The sequence below is a fragment of the Rhizobium sp. CCGE531 genome (genome assembly GCF_003627795.1).
In the GTDB taxonomy this organism is placed as follows: domain Bacteria; phylum Pseudomonadota; class Alphaproteobacteria; order Rhizobiales; family Rhizobiaceae; genus Rhizobium.
In genome coordinates this window covers 714,361-731,750 of the sequence record NZ_CP032686.1, presented here as the reverse complement: position 1 = coordinate 731,750, position 17,390 = coordinate 714,361, and the positions used below count along the sequence as shown (strand labels likewise).

19 protein-coding genes are annotated in these 17,390 nt (G+C 58.8%); 11 read left to right on the top strand and 8 right to left on the bottom strand.

Features of this window, described 5'->3' with window-relative positions:
• The first annotated feature begins 97 nt into the window (after window positions 1-97).
• Together CCGE531_RS29675 and CCGE531_RS29670 are read left to right on the top strand one after the other, a co-directional pair.
• On the top strand, window positions 98-1,882 hold the full coding sequence (locus tag CCGE531_RS29675) for an APC family permease (protein WP_120670496.1): 1,785 nt from the start codon (window positions 98-100) through the stop codon (window positions 1,880-1,882).
• Between the two features lie 206 nt (window positions 1,883-2,088).
• On the top strand, window positions 2,089-2,874 hold the full coding sequence (locus CCGE531_RS29670) for a class I SAM-dependent methyltransferase (RefSeq protein ID WP_120670650.1): 786 nt from the start codon (window positions 2,089-2,091) through the stop codon (window positions 2,872-2,874).
• A 43-nt stretch (window positions 2,875-2,917) separates the two neighbouring features.
• Here the strand turns inward: CCGE531_RS29670 and CCGE531_RS29665 are convergent, their stop codons facing one another.
• Window positions 2,918-4,141, bottom strand: a complete 1,224-nt coding sequence (locus tag CCGE531_RS29665) for an MFS transporter (protein WP_120670494.1) — start codon at window positions 4,139-4,141, stop codon at window positions 2,918-2,920.
• A gap of 136 nt (window positions 4,142-4,277) precedes the next feature.
• On the opposite strand from CCGE531_RS29665, the gene CCGE531_RS29660 reads away from it, so the two are divergent.
• On the top strand, window positions 4,278-4,871 hold the full coding sequence (locus CCGE531_RS29660; RefSeq protein WP_162944100.1) for a TetR/AcrR family transcriptional regulator: 594 nt from the start codon (window positions 4,278-4,280) through the stop codon (window positions 4,869-4,871).
• Between the two features lie 58 nt (window positions 4,872-4,929).
• Here CCGE531_RS29660 and CCGE531_RS29655 read toward each other — a convergent pair whose 3' ends face one another.
• Window positions 4,930-5,580, bottom strand: coding sequence for a glutathione S-transferase family protein (locus CCGE531_RS29655; RefSeq protein WP_120670490.1), 651 nt, complete (start codon window positions 5,578-5,580; stop codon window positions 4,930-4,932).
• Between the two features lie 363 nt (window positions 5,581-5,943).
• On the opposite strand from CCGE531_RS29655, the gene CCGE531_RS29645 reads away from it, so the two are divergent.
• The 3 genes from CCGE531_RS29645 to CCGE531_RS29635 all read left to right on the top strand — a co-directional run bounded on the left by CCGE531_RS29645 (window position 5,944) and on the right by CCGE531_RS29635 (window position 8,347).
• The gene (locus tag CCGE531_RS29645) at window positions 5,944-6,282 is read left to right on the top strand and encodes a WGR domain-containing protein (RefSeq protein WP_162944098.1); all 339 of its coding nucleotides are present in this window, start codon (window positions 5,944-5,946) and stop codon (window positions 6,280-6,282) included.
• A 266-nt stretch (window positions 6,283-6,548) separates the two neighbouring features.
• Entirely contained in the window at window positions 6,549-7,853 is a 1,305-nt protein-coding gene (locus tag CCGE531_RS29640) for a flagellar hook protein FlgE (RefSeq protein ID WP_120670486.1), read from the top strand.
• A gap of 44 nt (window positions 7,854-7,897) precedes the next feature.
• Complete coding sequence (locus CCGE531_RS29635; RefSeq protein WP_162944096.1) at window positions 7,898-8,347, top strand: hypothetical protein; 450 nt, start codon at window positions 7,898-7,900, stop codon at window positions 8,345-8,347.
• Here CCGE531_RS29635 and CCGE531_RS29630 read toward each other — a convergent pair.
• The 6 genes from CCGE531_RS29630 to CCGE531_RS29605 are packed head-to-tail and all read right to left on the bottom strand — an operon-like array spanning window position 8,311 to window position 12,544.
• Window positions 8,311-9,117, bottom strand: a complete 807-nt coding sequence (locus CCGE531_RS29630; RefSeq protein ID WP_120670482.1) for an IclR family transcriptional regulator — start codon at window positions 9,115-9,117, stop codon at window positions 8,311-8,313. The genes CCGE531_RS29635 and CCGE531_RS29630 overlap by 37 nt on opposite strands.
• An 18-nt stretch (window positions 9,118-9,135) precedes the next feature.
• A complete protein-coding gene (locus CCGE531_RS29625; RefSeq protein ID WP_120670481.1) occupies window positions 9,136-9,525 on the bottom strand; it encodes a RidA family protein in 390 nt (129 codons plus the stop codon).
• A gap of 16 nt (window positions 9,526-9,541) precedes the next feature.
• Window positions 9,542-10,312: an amino acid ABC transporter ATP-binding protein gene (locus tag CCGE531_RS29620; protein WP_120670479.1), complete on the bottom strand. Its 771-nt coding sequence runs from the start codon at window positions 10,310-10,312 to the stop codon at window positions 9,542-9,544.
• 12 nt (window positions 10,313-10,324) lie between these two features.
• Window positions 10,325-10,984 carry an amino acid ABC transporter permease gene (locus CCGE531_RS29615; protein ID WP_120670477.1) on the bottom strand — a complete coding sequence of 220 codons (660 nt, stop codon included), beginning with the start codon at window positions 10,982-10,984 and terminating at the stop codon, window positions 10,325-10,327.
• A 4-nt stretch (window positions 10,985-10,988) separates the two neighbouring features.
• On the bottom strand, window positions 10,989-11,651 hold the full coding sequence (locus CCGE531_RS29610) for an amino acid ABC transporter permease (protein WP_120670476.1): 663 nt from the start codon (window positions 11,649-11,651) through the stop codon (window positions 10,989-10,991).
• Window positions 11,652-11,704: 53 nt separating this feature from the next.
• On the bottom strand, window positions 11,705-12,544 hold the full coding sequence (locus CCGE531_RS29605; RefSeq protein ID WP_120670474.1) for a transporter substrate-binding domain-containing protein: 840 nt from the start codon (window positions 12,542-12,544) through the stop codon (window positions 11,705-11,707).
• Between the two features lie 87 nt (window positions 12,545-12,631).
• Here CCGE531_RS29605 and CCGE531_RS34530 point away from each other — a divergent pair, with 87 nt between their 5' ends.
• The 5 genes from CCGE531_RS34530 to CCGE531_RS29585 all read left to right on the top strand — a co-directional run bounded on the left by CCGE531_RS34530 (window position 12,632) and on the right by CCGE531_RS29585 (window position 17,387).
• The gene (locus CCGE531_RS34530) at window positions 12,632-12,859 is read left to right on the top strand and encodes a hypothetical protein (RefSeq protein ID WP_162944094.1); all 228 of its coding nucleotides are present in this window, start codon (window positions 12,632-12,634) and stop codon (window positions 12,857-12,859) included.
• A 103-nt stretch (window positions 12,860-12,962) separates the two neighbouring features.
• Window positions 12,963-13,847 carry a hypothetical protein gene (locus tag CCGE531_RS29600; RefSeq protein ID WP_120670472.1) on the top strand — a complete coding sequence of 295 codons (885 nt, stop codon included), beginning with the start codon at window positions 12,963-12,965 and terminating at the stop codon, window positions 13,845-13,847.
• Window positions 13,844-14,959 carry a hypothetical protein gene (locus CCGE531_RS29595; RefSeq protein WP_205586523.1) on the top strand — a complete coding sequence of 372 codons (1,116 nt, stop codon included), beginning with the start codon at window positions 13,844-13,846 and terminating at the stop codon, window positions 14,957-14,959. Before CCGE531_RS29600 ends, CCGE531_RS29595 begins: the two co-directional genes overlap by 4 nt.
• A gap of 380 nt (window positions 14,960-15,339) precedes the next feature.
• Entirely contained in the window at window positions 15,340-16,389 is a 1,050-nt protein-coding gene (locus CCGE531_RS29590) for a LacI family DNA-binding transcriptional regulator (protein WP_120670470.1), read from the top strand.
• Complete coding sequence (locus CCGE531_RS29585) at window positions 16,386-17,387, top strand: Gfo/Idh/MocA family oxidoreductase (protein ID WP_120670468.1); 1,002 nt, start codon at window positions 16,386-16,388, stop codon at window positions 17,385-17,387. Before CCGE531_RS29590 ends, CCGE531_RS29585 begins: the two co-directional genes overlap by 4 nt.
• Window positions 17,388-17,390 lie beyond the last annotated feature (3 nt).

Here is a 17,390-nt window from a genome sequence, read left to right as displayed (position 1 = left end):
CTCATGAAAACCTCCAGCACGCCCCGCAATGCCATGGGAGGCACGTTCAGGGAGACGTACGAGAGATACGTCCGGAACAAAATGGGGAATATCACCGATGACGGATATCGTGGACGCCGGCGCTTCTGCTGGCACCGAAGGTAAGCTTATACGCGCGCTTGACTGGAAGGGCGCGTTCTGGGTGGCCGCGGGCGTGCCGCCGCTTGTTCTTTTCTCCATCGGCGGCATCGCCGGCACGACGGGCAAGCTTGCCTTCGTCGTCTGGATCATTTCGATGGTCATGGGGTTCCTGCAGTCCTTCACCTATGCCGAAATTGCCGGCATGTTCGGCAACAAGTCCGGCGGCGCCTCGGTCTACGGCGCGACGGCCTGGCTGCGTTATTCGAAATTCATCGCGCCGCTTTCCGTCTGGTGCAACTGGTTTGCCTGGTCGCCGGTGCTGTCGCTCGGGTGCGCCATTGCTGCAGGCTATATTCTCAATGCCTTCTTCCCGATTCCCGCAGCGGATTCGCAGGCTGTGCTTAGCTGGATCAGCGCACACGCAACCTCCATTGCGGCCGATAGCCCACGGGTTGCCGAATATATCGCGGCTCACGCCGGCACGTCGCCGCAGGATGCCGTAACAGCGCTGCTCAGCGCCGACGGCGTTGCCGCGCTGACGCCCGCCGTCCGCAGCTGGTCTTTCTTCAGCTTCAACATTCCCTTCCTCGCCACCGCCAACATCAATGCCACCTTCTTCATCGGCGGCATCCTGATGCTGATCATCTTCGCGATCCAGCATCGCGGCATCTCCGAGACGGCGAGCGTGCAGAAATGGCTGGCAATCATCGTTCTCGTGCCGTTGCTGATCATCGGCATTTATCCGATCGTCAGCGGCCAGATCGTTTCCGCCAACGTCACGGGCCTGTTGCCCCCGACAGCTGCCTACGCCGCCACCGACGGGACATGGAGCAACGGCGGCTGGACGCTCTTCCTTGGCGGCCTTTATATCGCCGCCTGGTCGACCTACGGCTTCGAAACGGCTGTCTGCTATACGCGCGAACTCAAAAACCCGAAGACGGATACGTTCAAGGCGATCTTCTATTCGGGGCTTGCCTGCTGCATCTTCTTCTTCCTCGTTCCCTTCGCCTTCCAGGGCGTGCTCGGCCATGCTGGCATGCTGGCGCCGGGCATCGTCGACGGTACCGGCGTCGCTGAAGCGCTCGGCGGCCTGATCGGCGCCGGGCGGGTCGTCACGCAGCTGCTTGTCGTTCTGATGATCCTGGCGCTGTTCCTCGCCATCATGACCGCGATGGCCGGATCATCGCGCACGCTCTATCAGGGCTCGAAGGACGGCTGGCTGCCGAAATATCTCGATCATGTGAACGAGAACGGCGCGCCCACGAGAGCGATGTGGACGGACTTCGCCTTCAACCTCTCTCTTCTGGCCATCGCGTCCGACACCAGCGGCTATTTCTTCGTACTGGCCGTCTCCAATGTCGGATACATCATTTTCAATTTCCTCAACCTCAATTCCGGCTGGATCCATCGCATGGACTCCGGACATATCGAGCGTCCGTGGAAAGCGCCGTCCTGGCTCATCGGCATCAACACCGTGCTTGCCTTCGTCAACGCCCTCTTCCTCGGCGCTGGCGCCAAGGTTTGGGGCTATGCGAATGCACTCTGGATCGGCTTTGCCTTCGCGGCCCTGATCTTGCCGGTCTTCGCCTACAGGCATTATGTCCGCGACGGCGGCAAATTCCCGGCAGGCGCGATGGACGATCTTGGGTTGATTGGCCAGGATCTGGGCGTCAGGAAAGCGGGCATCCTGCCCTATCTAGCGCTCGCCGGCGGCCTCGCCATCGTGTTGATCGCCAACTGGGCCTTCCAGCTACCGGCATAGCGACGCCCTGGCGAAATTTCCGGCTCACATCATTGAGGTCCGGCTCGTTTGGCTGGCCGGACCTTGCCGCCAGGGAAAAATTCGCGCGATCTCTTTGCGATCATTGACCACCACGCCTGTGGCCTACGGTTGCAATGCACGTCTTCCCCTTCCTGTGTATCTCCTTTATACCTCCCGCTCCGATAATATTGGGCAGGAGGATGACCGTGAACGCCAATGAGGTCGCCGCTCACTGGGAAAACAACGCCGAGACTTGGACCATCTATAGCCGTGCGGGCTATGACAGGTATCGTGATGCGTTGAATACGCCCGCTTTTTTAAGCATGCTGCCCGCGGTTGCTGGCCTGAAGGGGCTTGATCTTGGCTGTGGCGAAGGCTCGAATACCAGGGCGGTTGCGCGACTTGGCGCCCGCATGACGGGTCTTGATATCGCGCCGACCTTTCTACACTATGCCCGCGAAACCGAGGCAAGCGACCCGCTCGGCATCGAATATGTACTTGGAGACGGCCGGTCCATTGACTTTCCCGAGGCAAGCTTCGATTTTGTCACCGCCTTCATGTCGATGATGGATATGGCTGACCAGCAGGGCGTGCTCAATGGGGTAGTGCGCATTCTCCGACCCAATGGCTTCTTGCAGTTTTCCATCCTGCATCCCTGCTTCGTGCCGCCAACACGCAAGAACATCCGTGATGAAAGAGGCGAACCGATTGCGGTTCAAATTGCCGACTATTTCGACGAGGCTGATGGGCGAATCGAACGCTGGATCTTCTCGTCCATCCCTGCAGAGGAGCGTGCTGCGCTGACGCCGTTCTCGATTCCTAGATTCCACCGAACACTTACGAGCTGGGTATCGATGATAGTTGGTGCCGGGCTTATAATCGAGGCATTCGGTGAGCCGATGGCAAGCCGCGAGGTGGCGTTTGCCGAACCGGTCGTCGCCGATACCCGCATAGCACCGATCTTCCTGCATATCAGGGCGCGCAAGGCCTGATATGCGCAACGTTATTTTCCAAAGATGACGCCTTCGGCTCCCCTTATTCGGCTGCTTGCTTGACGGATGCGACATCGCCCGCTCGTGCGCCTGACAGGCTCGTTTGACCGAGTGCCACGATCAAGACGGTGACCGCGCTCGATACAACCGAAACCCAGAAGCCGTTTTCCGGTCCGAAATTATCGACCATCCAGCCGGAAACGAAGGCGCCGAGCGCCATGCCGATGCCAATGCCTGTCATGATCCAGGTCACGCCTTCCGTCAGCATTGCCTCCGGCACCTGGCGCTCGATCAGCCCGAAGGCGGTGATGAAGGTCGGGGAGATGGCAACGCCGCTCAGGAATACCGCAAAGGCAAGCAAGGCAACCGACGTACCGGCAACGAGAAGCGGCAGGGAGGTGAGGGCAAGGACGCCGACTGCAACCAGCAACTGCTTTTGGAGCGGCGCCTTGGGGTTCAGCGCGCCGATAACCAGGCCGACGACAAATGAGCCGATGGCATAGACACCGATGACAAGGCTTGCAGCACCTGGCTGGCCCAGCTGCTTGGTGATGGCGACGGCACTCACTTCCGCCGTAGCGAAGGTCGCACCGACGAAAATCAGGGCAAGTGTGATGATCTGGACCGGACGCAGCCGGATTGCCGAGTATTGCGGATGATCGGAACCAAGCGCGCGCACCTTGGGCTCCGTCGACCGCTGCAGCAGAAAGGCCGTCGTCCCCAGCGCAAGGAAGATCGTGCTTACAAGCATCCCAGCCTCCGGGAACAGCGAGACGGAGAGGCCGACCGAAAGAGAGGCGCCGGCGATATAGACGAGCTCATCGGCAGCGGATTCGAAAGCGAAGGCGGTGTTCAGCTCGGGCCGGGCACGGAAGATTTCCGTCCAGCGAGCACGCACCATGGCCGGAATGCTCGGCATGGCAGCCGCAAGGAACGCCGAGGCAAACAGCATCCATGCCGGCCAATCCTGATTTGAGGCGATGACGAGAACGATAAAGGCGATGACCGAGAGAATAGTAGCCGGCGCGACCACCGCACGCTGGCCAAGCCGGTCGACCAGCCGCGATATCTGCGGCGAGACGAATGCATTGGCCAAAGCGAAGGTGGCGGAAACCGCGCCTGCGAGCCAATATTCGCCGCGCGTCTGGGAGAGCATGGCGACGATGCCGATAGGGGCCATCGCAATAGGAATGCGCGCGAAAAAGGCTGCGGCCGAAAAACCTTTCGCACCCGGCGCCCGGAAAATCTCACGATATGGATTGGACATTAAAACGCTCCCTGGATTAGAAGAAGTCGCCATATACATACGCGGCGTATGCGAATGGAATAATTGCATACGCCGCGTATGTCAACTAATATACGTAACGTATGTGAATTTATACGATGCCGTTGACGGAGACGTGATGCGCAAACCCCGCAGTGAAATGATCGCCGAGACGCGAGCCAAGCTGCTGGCCGCTGGCCGTAAGGCATTCGGTAGCGTCGGCTATGCCGACGCATCGATGGATGACTTTACAGCGGCCGCCGGACTGACGCGGGGGGCACTATATCACCATTTCGGCGACAAGAAGGGGTTGCTGCAGGCTGTTGTCAGCGCGATCGATGCGGAGATGACCGCAAGGCTCTGTGCGATCTCGTCCAGGGCGCCATCGCGCTGGCAGGCATTCGTCGATGAGAACGTCGGATACGTCGAGATGGCACTCGAACCGGAAATCCAGCGCATCATGTTTCGCGACGGCCCGGCCGTTCTGGGTGATCCCTCCGGATGGCCGAGCGCCAACGGCTGCATGGCCACGATCAGGGAGAGCCTTCGTTGCCTTCGCGAAGATGGTATCATCGTCGATATCGACCCGGAAGCCGGCGCTCGCCTCATCAATGCGGCAAGCAGCTGCGCCGCGCAGTGGATCGCCAGTTCGGACGATCCAGCAACAACCTCGAAACGGGCAGTCGAGGCTTTTCGGACTTTCCTCGAAGGCTTGCGGATCGAGAAGGACTGATCGGCCTCGAGGCCCGATCGCGACCATTTCCTCGCGACAGGCGCCGGATGGAGCCTTGTCAGCCCGCCGACGCGGCGGTGAAAACCGCCAGCTGAGCCTCGAAAGCCCGCTTGTATGCCGGTCGCGCCTCCCCTCGGGCAACGTAGGCGGAGAGGTTCTGATATTCCTGCAAGATGCCCGAGTCCTTCAGTCTGAGCAGGACCGATATCATGAGAAGATCGCCGGCGCTGAACGTGTCCTCAAGCCAGTCGGCGCTGCCGAGCCGATCGGAAAGTTCTTTCAGCCGCTGGCGGATACGTTCGTCGACCATGGACAGGCGCTGCTCATACCAGGCCTGATCGCGCTCCTGGAATCTGACGACTGCACGGTCGATGATCGGCGGCTCCATTGTGGAGAGAGCGGCAAACATCCATGTGATCGCCCGCGACCGCGCGTTGGCATTGTCAGGCAGCAGGCCAGTATGACGCTCGGCGATATGGAACACGATCGACCCCGACTCGAACAAGGCGAGATCACCCTCTTCATAGGTCGGGATCTGCCCGAACGGATGAAGCGCGAGATGCGCGGGCTCCTTCATCGCCTTGAACGAAAGAAGACGCACGTCATAAGGCTCGCCAACCTCTTCGAGCGTCCAGCGAACGCGCATGTCGCGAGCCAGCCCCCTGCCGCGATCCGGCGACTTTTCAAAGGCAGTAATCGTTATCGTCATCGCTGCTCTCCGTGATTTGTCTATCTAAAAGACGGCTGGCTGAGCGAAATTCCGACACGTCGTTTGCAAGATAGTTCCCCCGAACGAGAACGATCCGTCCGAAAGCCACGACGGATCGACAAGGCTGCTTTTGCTGGATCGCTTCATGGATGGGCCGCTCGGCGTCGACGCGCGGATGCCATATGGCGACGACGAGTATTTCCGGCGTTTAGAACGGCAGTTCGAAGCCGCGAATGCCGCCATATTTGCTGCCGGATCCCTGCGGGCAGTGGAGGTTCGAGGAGACAGGAGCTCCGCCCCCTCGCAGAACCAAGCCGGCTTAACAGAAAGGGAGGGGCGACAGGGCTCGAATACACAACGGAAATGAATCGAAGCGGGCCGATCGATTCAAAACACTCGTTGGACCCCGCTGGTTTGATCGATCATCCTGCCGGCATGCTCAGTCAACCTTATCGTCTCTACATCGAACGCGCGGATGCCGCGCGGAACATGGCCCGCTATTATGTCCTGGAGATATCGACAACATTGTTCGGCGACACATGCCTGACAAGAAGATGGGGGCGCATAGGATTCGGCGGGCAGACCATGGCGCATCATTTCGCCGATGAAAGGGACGCCGTCGGGATGTTTCGCACATTGACCCGGCAGAAGTGGGCGAGAGGCTACCGCCCGCAACCTGCGAAAAGCATGGCCGACAGGTAGCATCGTCTTGACTGATTGAAGGCGGCGGAGAGGACGTCGGTGCCGCTTTCATGCTAGGATCGACACGGCGATCTCATCGATCACCTTGGCGAATTCGGATGAAGGCGGTCGTCTTCATTTAGCTGTCGGATTGCGAAGGGGGCGATACGGACCGATCATCATGCGGTCATTGAATTTGCTTCAGGTTCTCGCCTCTCACGGAAATAATCAGCTTCACACAAGTCATTATCGCTATCGTGGCGGCATCAGCAACGTGCGAGGAACCAATGAGCATCTTTGGTAGCATGAAAACGGCAGTTTCAGGCATGAACGCGCAAGCAAATAAGCTTAGCACCGTGTCGGACAACATCGCGAACGTCAATACAACGGCCTATAAGTCGGCCACGGCCAGCTTTTCGTCGTTGATCCTGCCCTCGGGCGGCGGCAACTACAATTCCGGTAGCGTCGAGACGAATGTCAGCTATTCGGTCTCGCAGCAGGGCGACGCCATCTCGACCTCGTCGGGCACCGATCTGTCGATCCGCGGCGCTGGCTTCTTTGTCGTGCAGGGGGCCGACGGCTCGACTGTTCTGACGCGCGCAGGCGACTTCAAGCCTGATGCCAACGGCAATCTCGTCAATTCCGCCGGCTATACGTTGATGGGTTATTCCTATGCATCGGGAGCCCCCGCTGTCGTCGTCAACGGCTTTGACGGCCTGGTGCCGATCAATGTCAATCAGAGCGGCCTTGCCAACTCACCCTCGACGTCGGGCAGCTTTACCGGCAACCTCAATTCGGGTGCTACAGTTGCGACCTCGGGACTCCCGAGCGGGAACACCGCGCCGGTTACAGCCGATACCCAAAAGAGTTCGGTTGTCGGCTACGACAAGCTCGGCAATACCGTGATGTATGACATCTATTACACCAAGACACATGCTGCTACGGTTGCCGATCCTACTGCTACCCCGCCGACTACGGCGACGGCAGACCAGTGGGAAGTCGCCGTCTACCGCAATGCCGACGCGGCGACGGGTACTGGTTCATCCTTCCCCTACTCATCTGGCCCTGTCGCCACTAGCACGCTGAAGTTCGATACAAGCGGAAATATGACCTCCGGCGGCACTTTCACCATCACCGATCCAAAGACCGCCGGGTCGATCGCGATGGATCTGAGCAAGATGACTCAGAAAGCCTCGGCCTTCGCCTCCACCGGCTCGACCAATGGACAGGCGGCCGCTGCGGTCACAGGTGTCACCATCGACAAGAGCGGCGTCGTCTACGCGAACTACGCGAAAGGCGACCCGAAGGCGATCTACCAGATACCGTTGGCAACCGTTGCAAGCCCCGACAAGCTGACGCTCATGAGCGGCAACGTCTATCAGGCCAATGCCGAATCCGGCGTCACCGTCACGAGCTTCGCCAACAGCAACGGCCTCGGCTACATCCAGTCGAACTCGCTGGAAGCCTCGAACGTCGACCTCGCAGGCCAGCTCACCGACATGATCCAGTCGCAGAAGAGCTACACGGCCAACTCCAAGGTCTTCCAGACGGGTTCCGAGCTGCTTGACGTCCTAGTCAATCTCCAGCGCTGAATTTTTCGGCTATGCTGTTAGAAGGGCCCTTCGGGGCCCTTTTTTTGTTTTCGAGCGTCACCCGAAGCAATGAGCGACCGGATAGGAATTCTATTCTCGCTCTCCTCCTCGACAACGGCGCGCCGGTCAACGCTCACGGGATCAATGACTGGACGCCGGCGCACATGGCCGCAGTTCGCGAAGATATCGAGGTGCCGCTACTGCTGACTGAACATGGCGCGACCCTGTCAATCCCAACACATGTCAATGATTGCAAGACGCCGTTGGAGGAGGCGCGCAGTCTGGGCCAGATGGTTTCCGTCCGTTTCCTGGAGGAGAAGGGGAATATAGCCATCGATATGCTGTTTTACTTATCCGCCAGGAGCCGAGTTCGCTCTCATGAACTCCATGAAAAGCATGATGACCGCGATCTCAGCCCTCTTTCCAATCATCAAGCCTGGATATCTCGAACGGCAGCTCAACGGAGCGCCATGGACTTATCGCGTTCAACGTGAAAACCCAGCTTCTCCGAGATTTCGTTGGCTGCCGCCATCAGGCTTTGTAGATAGGTATTGCGGTTGCGCAGGCCATCCTCGCGCGGCGCGACGAGGCAGAGCGTGGCGATGCAGGCTCCACCGGCCTGATAGATCGGAACGGCGAAGCAATGGGTGAAATTTTCGACTTCACTGTTGAAAGTGAAGAACCCGTCACGACCGGCCTGGCGCACCTGGGCGATGAACTCGGACGGCTCCATCTGCCTTCCATTTGGGAGGGAAAAATCCTCCGGCGGGATCAGATCAATGATTTCCTGGTCGGTAAGATGCGACACCAGCAGGCGTCCTGAAGCCGTCCAGGGGATCGCAACCAGTTCGCCGACATTTGAGGAAATGCGGAAAGGCCGGACACCTTCGCGCATCATGGCAACGGTATATTTCCTGCCTTCAAGCAGGCACATCTGCGCCGTTTCGCGCGTTTCCTCGGCCAGCCGCACCAGCATGCGGTCACATTCGCGCATCAAATCGAATTGTTCGGCATAGGCTGTTCCGAGAAAATAGAGGCGGCGGCCGAGATAAACACGGCCGTCATTCCCTTGGTAATCGAGCATGCCATGGCGCAATAGAAGATTGACCAATTCATAGACTGATGACCGGGGAGCCCCGATTTCGGACGCTATCTCGTTCGGCCGCATAGGCTGTCGTTTCACGCGCAGAAATTCAAGAATCTCGAAGGCGCGATCCAGCCCCCGGGTGCGTCGCGATACCGCATCGCTTGCGGCCTCGGTCATGCTCTTCTCCTATCCTTGTCAGGCGCGATCGGCGCGGTAAGCCACGCAATCGACCTCGACCTTGCAATCGACCATCATGCGCGATTGAACGCAAGCGCGGGCCGGCGGGTTCTTGCCGAAGTACTCGGCATAGACACCGTTGAAGCTCCAGAAATCACGTGGATCGTCAAGCCACACGCCGACGCGCACGACATCTTCCAAGCTGTAGCCGGCTTCATCGAGGATCGCAATCATGTTTTCGATTGCCTTGCGGCTCTGGCCGACGATGCCGCCGGGCACGATCTCACCCTTTTCCATCGGCACCTGGCCGGACACATAAAGCCATCCAGCGGCTTCGGTAGCCCGTGCAAATGGCAGCGGTTGGCCGCCTGCGCCGGTCTCGCCCGCACCATAACGCTTGATCGTCATATTCTTCTTTTCCTCTTTAGTTGAAGCTTGAGGTTTTCAGGAATTCGGCAAGCCGCTCGGTTGTGGGCTTGATGAACATTTCCTTCGGATCGCCTTGCTCACAGATCACGCCCTGGTTCATGAAGATGACCCGGGACGAGACTTCATAGGCAAAACGCATTTCGTGCGTGACCAGCAGCATGGTCATTCCATCCGCGGCAAGACCCTTGATCACCTGCAGCACTTCGCCCACCAGTTCCGGGTCGAGTGCGGAGGTCACTTCGTCGAAGAGCATCAGGCGCGGCGACATCGCGATCGCGCGGGCGATCGCCACACGCTGTTGCTGGCCGCCGGAAAGCTGACCGGGATAGTGATTGGTACGAGCCGAAAGGCCGACACGGTCGAGCCAGCGCTCGGCGATTACGCGTGCCTCGGCCTTCTGCATCTTCTTGACCTTGATCAGGCCAAGCATCACGTTTTCGGCCGCGCTCATGTGCGGAAAGAGATTGAATTGCTGGAAGGCCATCCCCGTCAGCGCGCGCTGACGGGCAATCTCCTTTTCACTCTTGCGCCGGCGCGAACTGCCCTCGATGTGATAACCGATCTCTTCGCCGTCGAGGCTGATCGTGCCGTCCTGAAACTCTTCCAGCATGTTGACGCAGCGCAGCATGGTCGTCTTGCCCGATCCGGACGACCCGATGATCGAGATGACTTCACCCTCGGCGACCGAGCAGTCAACGCCTTTGAGGACCTCGTGATGACCGTAGGTCTTCCGCAGGCCCTTGATTTCAAGAATTGTCTTGGCCATGGCTTGGCTTCCTCACGATGGAAGAGCGGTCTTGCGCTCGATGAACTGACCGAAGCGTTCGATCCCGAAGTTGACGACGAAGTACAGAGCCCCTGCAAGAAAGTAGAATTGCAGGCTCATGAAGTTGCGGGAAATAATCTCCTGTGAGCGGAGAAGCAGCTCGGCGACCCCAATGACGGACAGCAAGGTCGACGCCTTGACCATCTCTGCGGCCGTATTGACCCAGGCTGGCAAGCATTGGCGCAGTGCCTGCGGCCAGAGCACCGAGGTGAATGTCTGCGAAAAGGTCAGCCCGATCGCCTTGGCCGCTTCGGTTTGCCCTTTCGGGATCGCCTGCAGCGCGCCGCGCACGATTTCGCCGACGTGAGACGAGCAGAAGACGGCCAACGCCAGGACACCGGCGGCAAAGGGCCCGAGGGCGAACCCGACGGCACTCGACACATAGTAGCTTGCAAGCACCAGGACGAGGACCGGCGTACCACGGATCACATCCGTATAGACGCGTATGATGATACGAAGGACGGTATTGCCATAGGCCAGGGCCAGTCCGACAAGGACGCCGAGACATGAGCCACCCAGAATCGCCAGCAACGATATGGACACGGTCATTGCCAGACCGTTCATAATGACATAGCGGGCGATCCAGAGCTGATCCAAAAAGGTCTGTGACATCGACTTACCTCGGCAGTGCCAGCCGGCGTTCAACAAAGCGCATGGCGGCGGCGATCAGGAGACAGGTTGCGACATAGAGCGCTGAGGTAACCAGCCATGTCTCGACCACGCGGAAGCTTTCGACGTTGATCTTGCGCGCGGCAAAAGTCAGTTCCGGAACGGCAATGGTTGCAGCGAGCGAGGTATCCTTGAACAGCGATATGACGGTTGACGACAAGGAAGGCAGCACATTGCGCAGCATCAGCGGGGCGACGATCGATGTACGAATCTGCATCCCGGTGAGGCCGATCGCAAGCCCGGCCTCCGTCAGGCCCCTCGGGATGGACAGCAGGCCAGCACGAAATACTTCGGCGAGATAGGCGCCCGAGTACAAGGACAGGACGAGAACGAAGCTTTTTATCTTGTCGAGCCTGAAACCTATTTGCGGCAATGCAAAGAAAGCAAAAAGCACAAGCACCAGGATTGGCAGATTGCGGATAAGCGTGACGTAACAGCGTGCCGGCACTGAAGCAACCCGTTGCTTCGAGATCAGCGCAAAGGCCACCAGAAGACCAAGCGCGGCACCAATCACCAGCGAGATCACAGCCAGCCCAAGGCTCAGCATCAATCCGCTCAAAAGAAAATCAAAGTTGCGCCAAACGGCGGCAAAATTCAGCGTGTAACCCATGACAGGCCACCTCCAGAAGAAGGAACGGGAGATACTCCCGTTCCTTTTGCCAACTACTTGAATTCGACCGGAAAGCCGATCTGCGGAGGTGCCAGGTCTTTGCCGAACCAAGTTTTATAGGACTTTGCATAAGTGTCGAACTCGACGCCGGTCATCGCCTCGTGAAGGGCGGTATTGACGAAGTTCAGCCAGTCCTGATCGCCGCGCTTGACGCCGCAGGCATAGGTCTGCGGGTTCCATCCATAACCGGCATCCTTATACTTGCCGGGGTTTTGAGTCATGTACCAGGCAAGTGACGACTGATCGGTGGCAGCCGCATCAGCCCGGCCGGATTCCAGCGCCTGGTAGATCAGGTCGACGGAATCGTACTGGTCGACGGTTGCCTCCGGAAGGGCCGCATGAACCATGGCTTCCGCATAGACATTCTGAAGCACCGAGATCGTCACCGAGGAGCCGGCTGCCTTGAGTGCGGCATAATCGGCATATTTGCCGTCTGCCTTGAGCATGAGGCCGACGCCCTCGCGATAATAGGGAATCGTGAAAGCGATCTGCTGAGCACGCTCGCCCGTCACCGTCATGAACTGGCAGGTGATGTCGACCTTATCGGTGGTGATGTTCGGAATGCGCGCGTCCGAGGACTGGTTGACATATTCGATCTTGTCCGGATCGCTGAAGAGGGCCTTGGCGATGATATGGCCCATGTCGACGTCAAAGCCCTGGAGCTTGTCGTCCGCGCTCTTGAAGTGCCAGGGCGCGTTGGTGCTGCCGGTTCCCATGACGAGGTGGCCGCGGGCGAGCACCTCATCAAGCTTGCTGCCGGCGGCCAGCACCGGGCTGCATAGAATTGCTGTCGCGGCCAGTGAGATCAGGCCGGTTCGAAGTGAAATCGTCATTGCGGTTCCCCTTTTTGTAAAGCATGGTTCCCAATGTCCTATATATTGGACATCTGTCCGTTTTAACGGATTCCCACATCAAGTCCCATGAAGGACAAGTTGTCAATAGGCGTTGCTGAATATGGTCCGGCGCCAGCCTGCCCAATGATTGATGCCAATTGGGTGATATTGCCCTTGCGGTCGGAAATCGAAGCTCGAGCTAAAACGGTCGCACTGACCATGGAGAAGAGGCGGGGAGCACGCCGCCAGAACAAAAATATGAAATATCAGGCCAAATCAGCCGCCCAGCTCAACCAACCGGCAGTTGTCTGTTGAAATCAAGAAGCGGCGGAAATAGGGTGAGCGCGGTATGGTGGGGCTTGGATAGCGTGTTGCGAAAATTCGCGATGCTATTGATTGAAAACCATAGGATGCTGGAATGAACTCAGTGCGTCGTGGCGTTCTTGCATTCCTGGGCGGCCTTATCCTGAGCAAGCCGTCCCTCGGCATGGCATCAAGCAAATCTCCGCCATTTGCCGTATCCCGTTCCAATTACAAACCGCGCCACGTCCTTTGTTTTCTCGGTAGAGAAAATGGCCTTGCGGCTCTCGATCAGGGCGCTCGTATAGCCATCGAGATGCTCGGCGGCGGCTTTACCATTGATGATGAGTTCTCGCAGGATAAGCCTGACGATCGGATGGTACGATCGTTCAATATTTGCTGGGATCGCGTCGATCCCGATGCTTATGAAGAGGCTGACGAAGACGCCGTCGCCGGGCACGGCTCGGTCCTATATGTCCTTGGCCCGCCAATGACGGCGGAAACAACCGTAACGACATCGGCAAAAGCCTTGGCGTTCGTAAAATACATGCTTGATCACGGTGCGATCGCGGCAAAGGGCGAGAGTGCGGGTGTCGCCCACGGCGTGCGGCGATGGAAGGAGCTTTGCGAGCAGGCGCTCAGCGCAACGGGCGCCCAAGATTTGCTGGCACTTGCGAGGAGTTGCCGTCTCGCCTTCGCGCGCCGCCCTATCGGCGATGACTTTGAAGGGATGGCGAGCGTCGGATTTCATCTGATTGGCTTGCCTGATGTGTTGGTCACACTCGATCGAAAGAGCGATCAACCGCCGTCAACCAATGTCGAGCAGCTCAAGATCGCCGCGCTGATTGATGAAATCGCCGATGAAATGACCCAAAAAGGCGTTGGAGCGGCCGTAACGGATCGTCACGCCACTTTATCCGACGACAGTCGATATGAGGAGGATGAATATAAATTCAATCCCTTCGGTGTCGTAACTGCAGCAGCGCCATGGAGATCCGAATGAAGACATTGTGCTTGAGAACGGCTGTTGCCTGCCTTTGCGTCAGCGCCGCGCTGTCGAGCCCTGCATGGTCTGACGAGAGTGCCACCGTTCCTGGTTATGCGCCGGCAACCGGGGCCGAGCACAGCTATCGCGTCCAAAAGGCGAACGAAAGCGATATGTCTTTCTGGTTCGACAAGTCAGGCTCCTTTCCCGTAACGATACGCGGCGACTTTCGCCAGCGCATGACAGTTCTATCGCGAGACGACAAGGGCATGCGGGTTCGCTGGTCCCTCGGCGCCGACCTGCCGGATGACGCTGCCGGCGCTGCCGAAACCTATCAGATGAACACGCTTTATCGCAATTCTCTCACTGCTTACGGTGTTGGCGCGCTCGAGCTCGAAACGGATCTGAACGGCTATCCGCGCAGTCCGTTCGGCGTGGATCAGATACTGGGGAACATGCGGAAAATGGCGGCAAACGGGCCAGGTGGAACTGTCGCTGCGCCGGAAAGCGGCGTCTATGACATCATCAACCGCATACAGGAAAACCCCATTCAAATTGTCACCGTCCTGGTGCCGGAAGCGCAATTGCTTGCCATGGGACAAGCCTATCAGAACGAGACCATGAGCATCGGGCAGAGCTTGGCGGCCTCGCGCAACGAGGATTATGGCGGCGTCAGCGTCCCGGTCACATCGACCTGGGTTCTGGAATCCGCCGATACGGCGTCGCGGACGGCGATCCTTTCTCTCTCGGAAGACTATGATCCGGCGGCGTTCAGCCAGTCGCAGCAGGCGGCGATCGCCAAGCTCATGGTCGCTTTTGCCGAGCGGGTGAAGAGCCTTACTGCCGATCAGCTGGTTTCCGTCAAACGTGCCGGCAAGAACCGAAGCGCCAAATTCGTGGTGTCCCTGAATGACGGTTCGACGGTCGAGGCATCGGAGGTTGTGACGGTGACCAGCGGAGGGGCAACATTTCGCACATGCACTCATATACAGCGTGAAGATATGCCGGCGCGGCTGCAACTCCCTGCTATCCTGACAGCGAAGGACTTGCGGGCCTCCGACCTGCATATCGAGTCCCGGCCGCCGGCCGACTCCAAGCCGGGTATCATGGATGGACCTTGTCGGCTTTGAGCGCACCGTCTTCCTACGGATATGATCTGGCAGGCCCGCCGCTCTGAGCACGACGGCTTCACTCCTGGCGGCAGGCCCTACCAATTTTTTGCAAGAAGCTCGCGCGGCCCACGAGAGAACTGGACAGATCAGAGATGGATTCTGGCTTTTCATTTTCCGTTCGCGAGCAAGCGATCATCTATATAACATTTAGATCGTTCCAAAAATATTTACCATCAATGACTGCTCGGCCAAAACGCCGAAAAATTATTATTATAACAAATACATAGAGTTATGTGATATCGTTGCGCCCTGCGGTAGGTGTTCGATTTTTTTCTCTTGACTGAATTGGAACGTTCCAATTAATAAATCGATATGGTGGAGGCCGCTGGAGGTTTGTCATGGCAAAGGGACGGGTCACTGTCATCGATATCGCGAAGGCTGCGGGCGTGTCGAAATCGACCGTCTCGCTAGTCCTGCAAGGATCTCCGCTGGTCAACGATGGTACGAGGGCAAAGGTCAACGCCGTGATGCGTGAACTCGGCTACGTCTATAATCGCGGCGCCGCCAATCTCAGGCAGTCAGGGTCGAAGTCGAAGATCATCGGAGTTGTCGTCAACGATCTGACGAACGGCTTCTTCGCCGAACTCGCAGTGGGCGTAGACATGGTCGTGCAGTCCGCGGGATTCGTACAGTTCCTGTCCAACACAAGCGAGAACCTCGACCGTCAACGGGAAGTCATCGCGTCGATGCGTGAACACGGCATCTCTGGGCTGATCCTCTCACCGGCGCGCGCGACGGAAGCCGCCGACTTGAAGCCGCTCGTCGCTGCTGGCATTCCCGTTGTCGTCGCCGTTAGAAATGTGCCCGGAGCAAAGGCTTCGTCGGTTGTCTCGGATAATCGCGAAGGCATCGTCGTGGGCGTGCAGCACCTGGTGTCACTTGGTCATCGCCGCATCGCGTTCCTTGGCGGCTTTCGTGACACGGCAGTCTTCGGTGAACGTCTGGCCGGCTATCGTGCCGCTGCTGCCGCTTGCGGACTGGATTGCGACGAGGACCTCATTGTCGATTCCCCGCCGTCGCGGGCGGGTGGAGCCGAAGCGATCGAGCGCGCGCTGTCGATCGGAGATAAGCCGACAGCCGCCGTATGCTTCAACGACGCGGTCGCATTCGGGGTTTGCGACGGCCTTCGTGCCAGGAGGCTCGAGCCTGGCAGGGATTTCGCGGTCGTCGGGTTCGACGACGTGATCGAGGCAAAAACCGCCGTTCCAGCTTTGACGACCATCTCGGTCGATCCTCAAGGAATAGGCCGTCGTGCTGCGCAGCTTCTCCTGAAACAGATCAGCGCCGGAAAGGCGGAAGCCGAAGCCATAGTCTCGTCGGTCCGCCTCGTGGTTCGCGAAACCTGTGGTGCTGCAAACGGCCCCTCGCGCGGAAGGAAGCAGGCATGACCGTCGGCTGGGGACTGATAGGCGCAAGCACGATCGCGCGGGAGTGGGTCATCGGTGCAATTCGGGCAACCGGCGGGCAGGTCGTGTCGGTCATGAGTTCGAGCGTCGAACGGGCGCGAAGCTATGCTGCCGAAAACGGTATCGCGAACTTCACGTCCGAGATCGCCGAGCTGCTCTCCAATCCTCAAATTGAGGCCGTCTACATTTCCACGACCAACGAACTTCATCGTGACCAAGCGATCGCTGCGGCAGGTGCCGGCAAGCATATCCTTTGTGAAAAGCCGCTCGCACTGTCGGTTGAAGACGCGATGGCAATGGCGGCCGCGGCCTCGAGGGCCGGCGTTATCTTGGCGACGAACCACCATCTTCGCAATTCGGCAACGCATGCAGCGATCCGCGAGGCCGTTGCGTCCGGAAAGATCGGGCGTCCGCTTTCGGCGCGTGTCTTCCACGCGGGCTATCTGCCGAGGCATCTTCAGGGCTGGCGTCTCGACAAGCCGTCAGCGGGGGGAGGGGCGATCCTCGATCTCACCGTGCACGACGTCGATGCTCTGCGATTTGTGCTTGGGCGGGATCCTATCGAGGTCGTTGCCTTCGCGCAGTCCGGTGGGATGACGAGCGCGGGGCTGGAAGATGCGGTAATGGGCGTCATCCGCTTCGAAGACGGCATTATCGCCCAGTTCCACGACGGGTTCACCACCAGATTCGCCGAGACCGGCCTCGAAGTGCACGGCACCGAGGGCTCGCTCGTCGGCCGCAACGTCATGACGCAGCGCCACGTCGGCACCGTCGTGCTCCGCAACGCGGATGGGGAGCGGCAACTGACTGTCGATGGCGGCAACCTCTACGAGGGCGTCCTCGGAGCGTTCCACTCCGCAATGAAGAATGGCTCGCCGTCGGCTACGGCCGCGGACGGAATCTGGTCGCTGGCCACCGCGCTTGCCGTCAAGAAAGCGGTTGCAACGGGCGTGGCCGTGAAAGTTGAAACAGGACTCTAAACG

What these genes read in the sequence shown, in the direction of transcription:
- CCGE531_RS29630 (WP_120670482.1), bottom strand. Translation starts at nt 9,117, where the DNA reads ATGACCGAGGCCGCAAGCGATGCGGTATCGCGACGCACCCGGGGGCTG.
- CCGE531_RS29620 (WP_120670479.1), bottom strand. Translation starts at nt 10,312, where the DNA reads ATGGCCAAGACAATTCTTGAAATCAAGGGCCTGCGGAAGACCTACGGT.
- CCGE531_RS29660 (WP_162944100.1), top strand. Translation starts at nt 4,278, where the DNA reads ATGCGCAAACCCCGCAGTGAAATGATCGCCGAGACGCGAGCCAAGCTG.
- CCGE531_RS29595 (WP_205586523.1), top strand. Translation starts at nt 13,844, where the DNA reads ATGAAGACATTGTGCTTGAGAACGGCTGTTGCCTGCCTTTGCGTCAGC.
- CCGE531_RS29665 (WP_120670494.1), bottom strand. Translation starts at nt 4,141, where the DNA reads ATGTCCAATCCATATCGTGAGATTTTCCGGGCGCCGGGTGCGAAAGGT.
- CCGE531_RS29655 (WP_120670490.1), bottom strand. Translation starts at nt 5,580, where the DNA reads ATGACGATAACGATTACTGCCTTTGAAAAGTCGCCGGATCGCGGCAGG.
- CCGE531_RS29645 (WP_162944098.1), top strand. Translation starts at nt 5,944, where the DNA reads ATGAATCGAAGCGGGCCGATCGATTCAAAACACTCGTTGGACCCCGCT.
- CCGE531_RS29640 (WP_120670486.1), top strand. Translation starts at nt 6,549, where the DNA reads ATGAGCATCTTTGGTAGCATGAAAACGGCAGTTTCAGGCATGAACGCG.
- CCGE531_RS34530 (WP_162944094.1), top strand. Translation starts at nt 12,632, where the DNA reads ATGAAGGACAAGTTGTCAATAGGCGTTGCTGAATATGGTCCGGCGCCA.
- CCGE531_RS29625 (WP_120670481.1), bottom strand. Translation starts at nt 9,525, where the DNA reads ATGACGATCAAGCGTTATGGTGCGGGCGAGACCGGCGCAGGCGGCCAA.
- CCGE531_RS29605 (WP_120670474.1), bottom strand. Translation starts at nt 12,544, where the DNA reads ATGACGATTTCACTTCGAACCGGCCTGATCTCACTGGCCGCGACAGCA.
- CCGE531_RS29615 (WP_120670477.1), bottom strand. Translation starts at nt 10,984, where the DNA reads ATGTCACAGACCTTTTTGGATCAGCTCTGGATCGCCCGCTATGTCATT.
- CCGE531_RS29590 (WP_120670470.1), top strand. Translation starts at nt 15,340, where the DNA reads ATGGCAAAGGGACGGGTCACTGTCATCGATATCGCGAAGGCTGCGGGC.
- CCGE531_RS29610 (WP_120670476.1), bottom strand. Translation starts at nt 11,651, where the DNA reads ATGGGTTACACGCTGAATTTTGCCGCCGTTTGGCGCAACTTTGATTTT.
- CCGE531_RS29600 (WP_120670472.1), top strand. Translation starts at nt 12,963, where the DNA reads ATGAACTCAGTGCGTCGTGGCGTTCTTGCATTCCTGGGCGGCCTTATC.
- CCGE531_RS29675 (WP_120670496.1), top strand. Translation starts at nt 98, where the DNA reads ATGACGGATATCGTGGACGCCGGCGCTTCTGCTGGCACCGAAGGTAAG.
- CCGE531_RS29585 (WP_120670468.1), top strand. Translation starts at nt 16,386, where the DNA reads ATGACCGTCGGCTGGGGACTGATAGGCGCAAGCACGATCGCGCGGGAG.